15 protein-coding genes are annotated in these 12,137 nt (G+C 66.8%); 2 read left to right on the top strand and 13 right to left on the bottom strand.

Annotated features, from left to right (window positions below):
- Positions 1-55 precede the first annotated feature (55 nt).
- Positions 56-1,600: a lysine--tRNA ligase gene (lysS, locus tag AC3WVS_RS25590; protein WP_492320851.1), complete on the top strand. Its 1,545-nt coding sequence runs from the start codon at positions 56-58 to the stop codon at positions 1,598-1,600.
- Between the two features lie 250 nt (positions 1,601-1,850).
- A complete protein-coding gene (locus tag AC3WVS_RS25595; protein ID WP_492320852.1) occupies positions 1,851-2,597 on the top strand; it encodes a glycine zipper 2TM domain-containing protein in 747 nt (248 codons plus the stop codon).
- 76 nt (positions 2,598-2,673) lie between these two features.
- Here the strand turns inward: AC3WVS_RS25595 and iscX are convergent, their stop codons facing one another.
- The 13 genes from iscX to AC3WVS_RS25660 all read right to left on the bottom strand — a co-directional run bounded on the left by iscX (position 2,674) and on the right by AC3WVS_RS25660 (position 12,124).
- Positions 2,674-2,868: a Fe-S cluster assembly protein IscX gene (gene iscX, locus AC3WVS_RS25600; protein WP_010809019.1), complete on the bottom strand. Its 195-nt coding sequence runs from the start codon at positions 2,866-2,868 to the stop codon at positions 2,674-2,676.
- 32 nt (positions 2,869-2,900) lie between these two features.
- On the bottom strand, positions 2,901-3,239 hold the full coding sequence (fdx, locus tag AC3WVS_RS25605; RefSeq protein WP_010809020.1) for an ISC system 2Fe-2S type ferredoxin: 339 nt from the start codon (positions 3,237-3,239) through the stop codon (positions 2,901-2,903).
- 40 nt (positions 3,240-3,279) lie between these two features.
- The gene (gene hscA, locus AC3WVS_RS25610) at positions 3,280-5,145 is read right to left on the bottom strand and encodes a Fe-S protein assembly chaperone HscA (RefSeq protein WP_492320853.1); all 1,866 of its coding nucleotides are present in this window, start codon (positions 5,143-5,145) and stop codon (positions 3,280-3,282) included.
- A gap of 109 nt (positions 5,146-5,254) precedes the next feature.
- Positions 5,255-5,773, bottom strand: a complete 519-nt coding sequence (gene hscB, locus AC3WVS_RS25615) for a Fe-S protein assembly co-chaperone HscB (RefSeq protein WP_492320854.1) — start codon at positions 5,771-5,773, stop codon at positions 5,255-5,257.
- 63 nt (positions 5,774-5,836) lie between these two features.
- Complete coding sequence (locus AC3WVS_RS25620; RefSeq protein ID WP_010809023.1) at positions 5,837-6,058, bottom strand: DUF3565 domain-containing protein; 222 nt, start codon at positions 6,056-6,058, stop codon at positions 5,837-5,839.
- Between the two features lie 25 nt (positions 6,059-6,083).
- The gene (gene iscA, locus AC3WVS_RS25625) at positions 6,084-6,404 is read right to left on the bottom strand and encodes an iron-sulfur cluster assembly protein IscA (RefSeq protein WP_010809024.1); all 321 of its coding nucleotides are present in this window, start codon (positions 6,402-6,404) and stop codon (positions 6,084-6,086) included.
- A gap of 43 nt (positions 6,405-6,447) precedes the next feature.
- Complete coding sequence (gene iscU / locus AC3WVS_RS25630) at positions 6,448-6,846, bottom strand: Fe-S cluster assembly scaffold IscU (RefSeq protein WP_010809025.1); 399 nt, start codon at positions 6,844-6,846, stop codon at positions 6,448-6,450.
- A gap of 66 nt (positions 6,847-6,912) precedes the next feature.
- On the bottom strand, positions 6,913-8,136 hold the full coding sequence (locus AC3WVS_RS25635) for an IscS subfamily cysteine desulfurase (protein WP_492320901.1): 1,224 nt from the start codon (positions 8,134-8,136) through the stop codon (positions 6,913-6,915).
- 55 nt (positions 8,137-8,191) lie between these two features.
- Complete coding sequence (iscR, locus tag AC3WVS_RS25640; protein ID WP_011614910.1) at positions 8,192-8,746, bottom strand: Fe-S cluster assembly transcriptional regulator IscR; 555 nt, start codon at positions 8,744-8,746, stop codon at positions 8,192-8,194.
- 117 nt (positions 8,747-8,863) lie between these two features.
- The gene (locus AC3WVS_RS25645; protein ID WP_492320855.1) at positions 8,864-10,960 is read right to left on the bottom strand and encodes a site-specific recombinase; all 2,097 of its coding nucleotides are present in this window, start codon (positions 10,958-10,960) and stop codon (positions 8,864-8,866) included.
- Positions 10,961-11,047: 87 nt separating this feature from the next.
- Positions 11,048-11,536, bottom strand: a complete 489-nt coding sequence (locus tag AC3WVS_RS25650; RefSeq protein ID WP_492320856.1) for a low molecular weight protein-tyrosine-phosphatase — start codon at positions 11,534-11,536, stop codon at positions 11,048-11,050.
- A gap of 90 nt (positions 11,537-11,626) precedes the next feature.
- The gene (locus AC3WVS_RS25655) at positions 11,627-11,869 is read right to left on the bottom strand and encodes a hypothetical protein (protein ID WP_035822940.1); all 243 of its coding nucleotides are present in this window, start codon (positions 11,867-11,869) and stop codon (positions 11,627-11,629) included.
- Between the two features lie 33 nt (positions 11,870-11,902).
- A complete protein-coding gene (locus tag AC3WVS_RS25660; RefSeq protein WP_010809031.1) occupies positions 11,903-12,124 on the bottom strand; it encodes a hypothetical protein in 222 nt (73 codons plus the stop codon).
- Between the last annotated feature and the right edge of the window lie 13 nt (positions 12,125-12,137).

Below are 12,137 nucleotides of genomic sequence, written 5' to 3' on the forward strand. Positions count from 1 at the left end.
CATCAAGCCATCTGAATCCGCGCGCGGCACGCCGCGCGCGATCCGACAAGACATCATGACTGAACCGAACCGCGCCCAGGCCAAGCCAGCCGCCGCAGACACACCCGCCGTCGACGAGAACAAGATCATCGCGGAGCGGCGCGAGAAACTGGCCACGCTGCGCCAGCAGGGCGTGCCCTTCCCCAACGATTTCCGCCCCACCCACCAGGCCGCCGCGCTGCAGGCGCAGTACGCCGAGACCGAGCAGGCCACGCTCGAGGCCGCGCCGGTCGAGGTCGCCATCGCCGGGCGCATGATGCTCAAGCGCGTGATGGGCAAGGCCAGCTTTGCCACGGTGCAGGACGGCAGCGGCCAGATCCAGTTCTACATCACCCGCGACAAGGTCGGCGAAGAGGTCTACGCGGCCTTCAAGCACTGGGACCTGGGCGACATCATCAGCGCCCGCGGCGAGCTGTTCCGCACCAACAAGGGCGAGCTGTCGGTGCAGGTGCGCGAACTGCGCCTGCTGTCCAAGTCGCTGCGCCCGCTGCCGGACAAGTTCCACGGCCTGGCCGACCAGGAAATGAAGTACCGCCAGCGCTATGTCGACCTGATCGTGTCGCCGGAAACACGCAACACCTTCCGCGCCCGCACCAATGCGATCTCGTCGCTGCGCCGCCATATGGCCGATGCCGGCTTCATGGAAGTGGAAACGCCGATGCTGCACCCGATCCCGGGCGGCGCCGCGGCCAAGCCGTTTATCACGCACCACAATGCGCTGGACATGCAGATGTTCATGCGCATCGCGCCCGAGCTGTACCTGAAGCGCCTGATCGTCGGCGGCTTCGAGCGCGTGTTCGAGATCAACCGCAACTTCCGCAACGAAGGGGTGAGCCCGCGCCACAACCCCGAGTTCACCATGATGGAGTTCTACGCGGCCTACACGGACTACCGCTGGCTGATGGACTTCACCGAGGACCTGATCCGCAAGGCCGCGATCGATGCGCGCGGCAGCGCCGTGCTGACGTACCAGGATCGCGAGCTCGACCTGTCGAAGCCGTTCCACCGCCTGACCATCTGCCAGGCGATCCAGAAGTTCGCGCCGCAGTACACCGATGCGCAACTGGCCGATGCCGGGTTCCTGCGCACCGAGCTGAAGAAGTTCGGTGTCAACACCAACGCGCCGCAGTTCCTCAACGCCGGCCTGGGCACGCTGCAACTGGTGCTGTTCGAGGAAACCGCGGAAAGCCAGCTGTGGGAGCCGACCTTTATCGTCGACTACCCGGTCGAGGTCTCGCCGCTGGCACGCGCCTCGGACACGGTGCCTGGCATCACCGAGCGCTTCGAACTGTTCATCACCGGCCGCGAGATCGCCAACGGCTTCTCGGAGCTGAACGATGCCGAGGACCAGGCCGACCGCTTCCGCAAGCAGGTCGAACAGAAGGACGCCGGCGATGAAGAAGCCATGTACTTCGACGCCGACTACATCCGCGCGCTGGAATACGGCATGCCCCCGACGGGCGGCTGCGGCATCGGCATCGACCGCCTGGTGATGCTGCTGACGGATAGCCCGAATATCCGCGACGTCATCCTGTTCCCGCACCTGCGCCGGGAAGATTGAGCAAGCGCTTTGGCAAGATGAAGCCCCACCGAATCGGTGGGGCTTTTTCCTTGGGGCGCCGCCAATGTCATGCCAAGCCGCCGAATGTTACAGCCTGGCCCCGTGATATGCGCCCCAACCAAACATAAGGCATTGATATAAAAGATATTTTCCGCCTACATATATTTACAAAAACAAACGGAAAACCCCACCCGCTTCGGCCACACTGGTTCCATCCCAACGCGGCCTTCGCCGCACCGGAGCCATAGCAATGCAAAGCCAAGCCACCCCGAACGACAACACCCCTGCCCCGCTGCCGCCGCAACGCCGGCTGCATCCGCTCGTCGGTGCGGCAGCCGTCGCCGTGGTGATCGCCAGCCTGACCGCGGTCGCCGCCGTCACTGGCGTGCTGCCGATCGGCAAGGCCAGCCCTGACCTGCCGGCGCAGGCCGGTGCGCAGGCAGACCCGCAAGGGCCGCTGCCGGTCACGGCAGCGCCCGCCCCGGGCAGCACCACCCGGCCGCCGGTCTACAACGACGGCCAGCAGCGCCCGGCCGGCCAGGATGCCGCCGGTTCCTCGCAAGCCGCGCCACGCACCGCCCCGGCACGCCAGGCCGCGCAGCGCGACAGCGAGCCGCGCGCCAGCCAGCGTGCCGACACCGAGCGCCACGCTGCCAAGGGCAGCCCCTACGCCGGCCGTATCGTCTCGGTGACCCCGATCCAGACCCAGAAGCCCAACACCAGCGGCCTGGGCGCGCTCGGCGGCGCGGTGGTGGGTGGGCTGCTGGGCAACCAGGTCGGCAAGGGCAATGGCCGCATCGTCGGCACCGTGGTGGGTGCCGTGGGTGGCGGCGTGGCGGGCAACCAGATCGAGAAGACCGTCAGCAAGGACACGCACTATGAAGTGCGCGTGCGCATGGATGACGGCAGCCACCGCACCTTCACCTACGAGAAAGACCCCGCCGTGCAGCCAGGCGAGCGCGTGCACCTGGAGAACGGCGCGCTGATGCGGGGCTGATCCGGCTCCCGCGCAGCGGCAAAGCAAAAGGCCGGCAATTTGCCGGCCTTTTGTCGTCATCCCGATACTGCGTCGCTTATTCGGCTTCCTGGATCCAGGCCTGCTGGATCGCCTCCAGGATCTTCTCGCCCGAGCGCTCGGGCGCGTCGGCAAAGCCGTCGAGCTCCAGCACCCAGCGGCGCAGGTCAGTGAAGCGCACGCCCGCCGGATCGACATCCGGGAACTTGTCATACAGCGCTTCGGCAATGGCGTAGGTATCGGTCCACTTCATGGGATTGTTCTCCGCTGAGATTTGCCGGCCGCTCAGTGGCCTTCCTTGGCGTGGTTGATGGTGTACTTCGGGATCTCGATGGTCAGGTCTTCATCATCGACGATGGCCTGGCACGACAGCCGCGAATTCGGCTCCAGCCCCCAGGCCTTGTCGAGCAGGTCTTCTTCCTTCTCCTCGGCCTCGTTGAGCGAATTGAAGCCCTCGCGCACGATCACGTGGCAGGTGGTGCAGGCGCACGACTTCTCGCACGCATGCTCGATCTCGATGCCGTGCGAGAGCAGCGCGTCGCAGACGCTGACGCCCTTCTCGGCTTCGATCACCGTCCCTTCCGGGCAGTATTCAACGTGGGGCAAAACAACGATCTGTGGCATGTGGTGTCCTGATGTCTGTATGTCGGTGCGGGCCCGGTGATCAGCCCAGCTCCTGCACCTTGCGCCCGGCCAGCGCGCTCTTGATCGAACGGTCCATGCGGCGGGCGGCGAATTCGTCGGTACCGTGCGACAGCTTCTCCACCGCGGCGTGGATGGCGCGGTGGTCTTCGCCGGTGGCGATCTCGCGCACCGTAGCCATCAGCGCCTCGACCGCGGTGCGCTCTTCCGCCGACAGCAGGTCGCCATCGGTTTCCAGCGCGCGCTGCGTGGCCTCGACCAGCCGGTCGGCTTCCACGCGCTCTTCGGCCAGCGCGCGGCTCTTCATGTCGTGCTCGGCCTCGCGGAAGCTCTCCTGCAGCATGCGCGCGATATCGTCGTCGGCCAGGCCGTACGACGGCTTGACCGTGACCGCGGCTTCCACGCCCGAATGCGTTTCGCGCGCGGTCACCGACAGCAGCCCGTCGGCATCGACCTGGTAGGTCACGCGGATGCGCGCCGCGCCCGCCACCATCGGCGGGATGCCGCGCAGCTCGAAGCGCGCCAGCGAGCGGCAGTCGCTGGCCAGCTCGCGCTCGCCCTGCAGCACGTGGATCGCCATCGCGGTCTGGCCATCCTTGAAGGTGGTGAATTCCTGCGCGCGCGCCACCGGGATGGTGCTGTTGCGCGGGATGATCTTCTCGACCAGGCCGCCCATGGTCTCGACGCCCAGCGACAGCGGGATCACGTCGAGCAGCAGCCAGTCTTCGCCCGGGGCATGGTTGCCGGCCAGCAGGTTGGCCTGCATCGCGGCGCCCAGCGCCACCACGCGGTCCGGATCGAGGTTGGTCAGCGGGGTCTGGCCGAAGTAGTCGCCCACGGCCTTGCGGATCGACGGCATGCGCGTGGCGCCGCCCACCAGCACCACGCCCTTGACCTCGTCGGGCGCGACGCCCGCGTCGCGCAGCGCCTTGCGCACCGGCGCCAGGGTCTTCTGCACCAGGTGCGCGGTGACCTGGTCGAAGATCTCGACAGTCAGCGTCAGGTGGACGATCTCGCCGGACTCCAGCACGGCGTCGATCACGGTGCTGTCGCTTTCCGACAGCGCTTCCTTGGCCGCGCGCGCCCGCACCATCAGCAGGCGCATGTCCTGCGCCGATAGCGGCTGCAGGCTGGCCTGCTCGACGATCCAGCACAGCAGGCGCTGGTCGAAGTCATCGCCGCCGAGGGCCGAGTCGCCGCCGGTGGCCAGCACCTCGAACACGCCCTGCGTCAGCTTGAGCACCGAGATATCGAAGGTGCCGCCGCCCAGGTCGTAGACCGCGTAGATGCCTTCCGAGGCATTGTCCAGGCCGTAGGCAATGGCCGCGGCAGTGGGCTCGTTGAGCAGGCGCAGCACTTCCAGGCCGGCCAGGCGCGCGGCGTCCTTGGTCGCCTGGCGCTGGGCCTCATCGAAGTAGGCCGGCACCGTGATGACGGCGCCGACCAGGTCGTCGCCCAGCGTGTCTTCAGCGCGCTGGCGCAGCGTGGCCAGGATCTCGGCCGAGATCTCCACCGGGCTCTTTACGCCGGCGGCGGTCTTGATCTGCAGCATGCCCGGCGCGTCGACAAAGTCATACGGGCTGTGCTCGATATTGGCCACGTCGCGCAGGCCGCGGCCCATGAAGCGCTTGACCGAGACGATGGTGTTCTTGGGATCGCGCACCGCTTCTTCCTGGGCCCGGTAGCCGATATGGGCGGTACGGTCCGGCAGGTAGCGCACGACCGAGGGCAGCAGCGCGCGGCCGCGCTCGTCGCCAAGCACCTCGGGAATGCTGCTGCGCACCGCGGCCACCAGCGAATTGGTGGTGCCGAGGTCGATGCCGACGGCCAGGCGGCGTTGGTGGGGCGCCGGCGACATGCCGGGTTCGGAAATCTGGAGCAGTGCCATGGTATTTCTTTGCTGTCTTGTGCGGCAGTGGAAACCGCCATGCGGGTGGCATTGGGGAGCGGTTTTCGCGCCGGGCGCCATTGTGTCACGGCCCCGGCAAACGTGCCGGTCAGTGTTCCAGCCGGTCGATGGCCTCGCTGGTATCGTGCTCAATCTTCTCGATAAACATCAGTTGCCGCACCGCGCCGCCAGCCGCCTCGTTGTCGCCGGAATCCAGCAACGCGCCCAGTGCTTCGTGGCGCTCGCGCTTTTCCTGGCGCAGCTCGCGCAGCAGCGCATCGAGCCGGTCCACTGCGCGCTCTTCCACCGCTTCCTGCAGCGCTTCGCGCCATTCCATCTGCTGCATCAGGAAGGCCGGCGTCATGGCCGTGTTGTTCTCGGCCTGCACATCGACGCCGCGCAGCTTCAGCAGGTAGGTCGCGCGCCGCAACGGCTGGCGCAGCGTACGGTAGGCTTCATTGGCATGCGCGGCCCATTGCATGGCCACGCGGCGCTCGGCGTCGCCCGCCTTGGCAAAGCGGTCCGGATGCGCCTGCGACTGCACGGTGCGGTACGCCGCATCCAGCGCGGCTTCATCGACGCCGTACTGCGCCGGCAGGCCGAACAGCGCAAAAAAATCGTCTTTCAACTGCTTCCCCAAGAAAAAAGAGCGGCCGCGCCGCCCCTTTGTCCATTGCCGCCACGGTGCCGCTCAGGCGGGCTTGCGTGCCCACTCGGCCGGCGGTTCGTTGCGGTCGCACTTCAGGCAGTTCACCCGCATGCCGATCATGCCGGCGCGGCCCTGCTCGCTTTGCGTCCATGGCCGCGACTGCCATGGCGGGTCGTGCCGCATATGCTGGCCGTGCCCGCATTCGAGTTCGGCCACCCAGTGGCCTTCCTCGTCCCGGCGGAACCCGACGATGCTGCGCTCCACCGGGGCTTGCTTGCGCTGGCGCGCCTCAGACCGTGAAGGACTCGCCGCAGCCGCACTCGTCCTTGACGTTGGGGTTGTTGAAGCGAAAACCTTCGTTCAACCCTTCACGTGCGTAGTCGAGTTCGGTGCCGTCGATATACGGCAGGCTCTTGGCGTCGACGATGACCTTGATGCCGTGCGATTCGAACACCGCGTCTTCCGGCAGCAGCTCGTCGACGTATTCCAGCTTGTAGGCCAGGCCCGAGCAGCCGGTGGTCTTCACGCCCAGGCGCAGGCCCACGCCCTTGCCGCGGCGCTCCAGGTAGCGGGCCACATGCTTGGCCGCCTTCTCGGTCATGGTGATCATCGTTGCGTCTTCCTTCGTCGATGCCGTGGTCAGTGCGACAGAATCAGGCAGCCTTCTGCTCGGCGCCGTGCTTCTTCTTGTAGTCTTCGACGGCGGCCTTGATCGCGTCTTCGGCCAGGATCGAGCAGTGGATCTTCACCGGCGGCAGCGCCAGTTCTTCGGCGATCTGGGTGTTCTTGATCTCCAGCGCCTGGTCCACGGTCTTGCCCTTGACCCACTCGGTCACGAGCGAGGACGAGGCAATGGCCGAGCCGCAGCCGTAGGTCTTGAACTTGGCGTCTTCGATCACGCCCGCCTCGTTGACCTTGATCTGCAGCTTCATCACGTCGCCGCAGGCCGGCGCACCGACCATGCCGGTGCCGACCGCATCGTCGTTCTTATCGAACGAACCGACGTTGCGGGGGTTTTCATAGTGGTCGAGAACCTTGGTGCTGTATGACATTTTGCTTACCTCTTGCGTATCTTTGCGGGGGTATTGCTTTTTGTTCTGATGATCTGTGCGGGCGCGTCAGTGCGCGGCCCACTGGATCGAATTCAAATCGACGCCGTCCTTGAACATTTCCCACAGCGGCGACAGGTCGCGCAGCTTGCCGATCTTGCTCTTGAGCAGTTCGATGGTGTAGTCGATCTCCTGCTCGGTGGTGAAGCGGCCCACCGTGAAGCGGATCGAGCTGTGGGCCAGTTCGTCGTTGCGGCCCAGCGCGCGCAGCACATACGACGGCTCCAGCGAGGCCGAGGTGCAGGCCGAACCCGACGACACCGCCACGTCCTTGATCGCCATGATCAGCGACTCGCCTTCGACGAAGTTGAAGCTGACATTCAGGTTGTGCGGCACGCGGTGTTCCAGGTCGCCGTTCAGGTAGACCTCTTCCATGTCCGACAGGCCGTTCCACAGGCGGTCGCGCAGCATGCGGATGCGTTCGTTCTCGGTCGCCATCTCTTCGCGGGCGATGCGGAAGGCTTCGCCCATGCCGACGATCTGGTGCGTGGCCAGCGTGCCCGAGCGCATGCCGCGCTCATGGCCGCCGCCGTGCATCTGCGCCTCGATGCGCACGCGCGGCTTGCGGCGCACGTACAGCGCGCCGATGCCCTTGGGGCCGTAGGTCTTGTGGGCCGAGAACGACATCAGGTCGCACTTCAGCTTGCCCAGGTCGATCGCCACCTTGCCGGTCGCCTGCGCGGCGTCGCAATGGAAGATGATGCCCTTCTCGCGGCAGATCTCGCCGATCTGCGCGACGTCCTGGATCACGCCGATCTCGTTGTTGACCAGCATCACCGAGACCAGGATGGTGTCCGGGCGCAGCGCCTGCTTGAACACTTCCATGTCGAGCAGGCCGTTTTCCTTCACGTCCAGGTAGGTCACTTCAAAGCCCTGGCGCTCCAGCTCGCGCGTGGTGTCGAGCACGGCCTTGTGCTCGGTCTTCAGGGTGATGATGTGCTTGCCCTTGCCCGAATAGAAGTTCGCGGCGCCCTTGATCGCCAGGTTGTTCGATTCGGTTGCACCCGAGGTCCACACGATCTCGCGCGGGTCGGCGCCGACCAGTGCGGCCACCTGCTCACGTGCTTCTTCCACCGCGCGCTCCGCTTCCCAGCCGTACGCGTGGCTGCGCGAGGCGGGGTTGCCGAACTGCTCGCGCAGGTACGGAATCATCTTGTCCGCCACGCGCGGGTCCACCGGCGTGGTGGCCGAGTAATCCATGTAGATGGGGAAATGTGGGGTGCTCATCGTTATGACTGCCTTGTTAGGGACCGCTGATCGCTGTTTTGCTGTCGTTGCCTGGGCGCGCTCAGGACTGCGCCAGGCTGAAAACTGAATTCACCATTCTGGCCCGGACCGGCTTTTCCTGCTTGTCGGCCTTGCCGCGCGCAGCGGCCGCGACCGGCTGCGCGGCGTCTTCGCGCATGTCGTGCAGCACGGCAGGCTGGCGCTCGCGTTGCTGGTCCACCAGGTTCTTGAGGGAAACGGAGTCGAGGTACTCGACCATCTTCTGGTTCAGCGTCGCCCACAGTTCGTGGGTCATGCAGCGCCCGGAGCCGTCATCTCCGTTACAATTGCCCTTGCCGCCGCACTGGGTGGCATCCAGGGGCTCGTCCACGGCGATGATGATGTCCGCCACGGTGACGTCTTCGGCCTTGCGCGCCAGACTGTAGCCGCCGCCCGGGCCGCGCACGCTTTCAACAATCTCGTGCCGGCGCAGCTTGCCAAACAGCTGCTCCAGGTAGGACAACGAGATCTTTTGCCGCTGGCTGATGCCGGCGAGCGTGACCGGTCCCTGGTCCTGGCGCATGGCCAGGTCGATCATCGCAGTGACCGCGAAGCGGCCTTTGGTGGTCAGTCTCATGGTGCAGGGCTCTGGGGGTGAAGCTAATACTTGATCGTTTCCGTCAAGTATAAAGGTACCCGACTAATTCAGTCAACTACCCCTGCCGCAGCGCACCACGCCCCGATCACGCCCCGATCACGCTTCGCGCCCGCGCGCGGCCGTCTCCGGGCCTGCCGCGCGCGGCGGCATCACCAGCGACAACGGGTGCTTCAGGATGCGCCGCCGCACGGCCGCGCTCAGTTCGGCGCGGTCCACGCGCCGCAGGTTGCGTGACCGCAGCGCCATATTGAACGCCAGCGCGAAGCTCACTGCCACGTTCAGCATCCCCATCAGCGCAATGCCCGCCACCGCCAGCCACAGCGACGGCATGCGCAGCGCATCCAGCCCCAGCACGCCGATGGCAGCGCCGACCGAGCCCGTCGACAGCGTCACATGGCGCACTTCCGTATGGGGCCCGAAGAAGCTCAGGATTTCCGGCCCCAGCCCCAGCAGCAGGCCCAGCGACACGTTGGCGGCTATGCCCGACAGGTTGCGCTTCCAGAAATCCGCCAGCCGGGTGGCGCCGCGCGCACCCAGCACGTACTGGAGGCGCCGGTTGTAGGCCATCACGTCATGCACGCGATGCAGCGCGAACCAGTTGTCGGCCCAGCCGGCAATCAGGCTGGACAGCCACAGCAGCACGCCGGTGAAGGCGGCATAGAGCGGCGTCGGGCCCAGGATCGAGAACGACTCGATGGTGGCAATCGCCTTGGCCGGCGTGATCAGGTTGGTGCCCAGCAGCTTGTGCGCCAGCCACTGCATCCCCAGCGCCACCGGGAACACCACCGCGAGGTTGCCGACGATCGCCGCCGCGTTGGAGCGGATCATGGCAATGGTGTCGTCGACAAATATCTCGCGCCCTTCCGGCCGCCCGGCCCCGTCCAGCCGGTGCGCCAGCGCCGGACCGGTCATGGCCGGCTGCTTGGTCGCCAGCGTGAAGTGCGCAAAGTGGATGGCCAGGAAGCTGCCGGCGTAGTTGAGCGAGGCCAGCAGCCCCTCACTGAACTTGTCCAGGTGCAGGCCGTAGATCAGGAACTTCAGATACACGGTGGCGACCGAGACCAGGCCGCCGCCGGCCGCGGCGCGCACCAGCTCGGCGTATTCCTTGCGGTCGCGCGTGATGTAGTGCTCGCCGGTCTCGGCCGAGCGCTCCACCACCTTGCGCGCCAGCTGCGCGAACGAGGTGCCGGCCAGGTGCGAGATGCTGCGCCGGGCCTGGGTCGATCGGATCAGCTCCGCCACCAGGTGCGCATGCATGCCGGGCCGGTGGGGTTCGACCCAGGCCGCCAGCAGCAGCTCGATGCGGCTGAGCTGCACCTTCATGCGCTCGATCTGGAACACCACCTCGACCGACACGCCATTGTCTTCCAGGTCCTCATACACCTGGCGGATCGCGGCATGGCAGCCGTCCAGCAGCGCGCGGAAGTAGTTCAGGCGGTGGCCGAAGCTGTTGTCGTCATGGCGCAGGCCCTCTTCACACAAGGCCTGGATGGCCTCGTCCAGGCGGAAGAACGGTGTCTCTGCCACGCGCCCGGCCAGGCGCGAACGGATCGCCTGGCTCAGGCCGGTGGCGCGCACCTGACTGACCAGCACCGAGATGCTGGTGGCCAGCGTCTGGCCCAGCGCATCGCGATAGTGCGCCATGCCCGCCGCTTCGCCCCCGGCGCTGCCGGCCTGCAGCACGCGCGCCAGCCGCGCCAGCAGCCCGTCGTCGATGGCTTCGACCCACTCCGCGTCCTCATCCCCGACGAACACCAGCGCAAACAGCCCCGCCATGTCGCTGCGGTTGGGCGGCGGCGGCAGGAAGCGGTTCTGCAGCCGGCCCACCATCTCGCTGACGAAGCCCGGGTGCAGGGCCACGCCGGTATCGCAGAACAGTCCGGTGGGGTCGTTCTCGCGCACCAGGCTGCGCACCGTCAGGGCAAAACGCCCGGCCCAGTCGGGATGCCGCTCCAGCACCTGCAGCAGGTAGCGCAGCCGCACATGCTCGGGGTGGCGGCGGTCCGTGCCAGGTTCCTGGCTGTCAGCATCGGCACCCAGCCCGCCATCGCGGCGGATCCAGAAGCCCAGCTCGATCAGCCAGCCGTTGCGCTCGGCCAGCGGCGCCTCAGGATCGGCAGCGGCCAAGATGGCGTCGAGCTGCAGGCTGGCATTGCGCGATTCGCGCCATTTGCGGAACAGTTTGTGAAGCATGGATTCTCGTGGGATCGGGCCGCCGGCCGCGGCGCTGGTAGCGTCGCGGCGCGGGCCGCAGAAAGGACGACGGAGCGGGCGCCGGGATCAGCCGGCGTTGCCTTGCAGGCGCTGGCGCAACTCGGCCACCAGGCCGTCGCAGGCATCTTCGATGTAGTCGAGCACGCGCTCGAAGCCATCGCCTTCGCCGTAGTAGGGGTCCGGCACCTCGTCGGCGTCGTGGCGGGTGGCGAAGCTCATCAGCAGGCGCAGCTTGGCGCCAGCATCGGGGCGCAGCCGCGCCAGGCCGGCCAGGTTCTCGCGGTCCATCGCCAGGATCAGGTCGAAGCGGTCGAAGTCAGGCAGGCCGACCTTGCGCGCGCGCAGCGCGGACAGGTCATAGCCGCGCTGCAGCGCGTGGCGCTGGGTGCGGGCATCGGGTGCGCGGCCCAGGTGGTATTCATGCGTGCCCGCCGAATCCAGTTCCACCAGCGCGTCCAGCCCCGCCGCAGCCAGCTTGGCGCGCAGCACGCCCTCCGCCGTCGGGGAACGGCAGATGTTTCCCATGCAACACATCAGGATGGCGTATGTCTTCATCGGATCACGGCTAGGCGGGAGTGGAACGGCGGGCGCAGCGGCACACGGGAGGGCCGCCGGCCGGACAGCCGCAATTCTACCCGCAGCCCTTCAGGCCAGCTGCTTGGCCAGCCGCTCGCCGTGCGCAAACCCGGCCACTTCCGCGGCCTCGCGCGATTTGTAGTGCTCGGTGATGCGCGAGGTCTCGGTCAGCGTGCCGGCGGCGCGAATATTGGTACCGGGGCGGCAGACGCGCACGGTGTAGGACCATTCGCTCTGTGAGCGCTGTTTGACCTGGACCTGCACTTCGTGGGTTTCATAGACCTTCTTCTTCCATTCACCGATATCGGTCATTGTGGTTCTCCACGGAAAATGGGGGATACCTGGCTAGTTGACCTCGCCGGCATCGATCGCGCGCATGGCGCCGGCCTCCGCCAGGGCGATGGCCCCTTCGGGCGTGGGCGCGTCGCCCGCAATCGCCTCGTAGCTGGGGCCGGAAGGCTCGCCGAAGGCATCGGCGATGCGCATCTGCGCCGCAAACCCGCCGGCGGCATTGGGGACCGCGCTGACCACGACCGCGTAGCCGCCGTATTCAAACTGGCGTTCCATCTTGCCTCCTTCG

It is taken from the genome of Cupriavidus sp. CPT47-8839-RL05A (genome assembly GCF_058792255.1).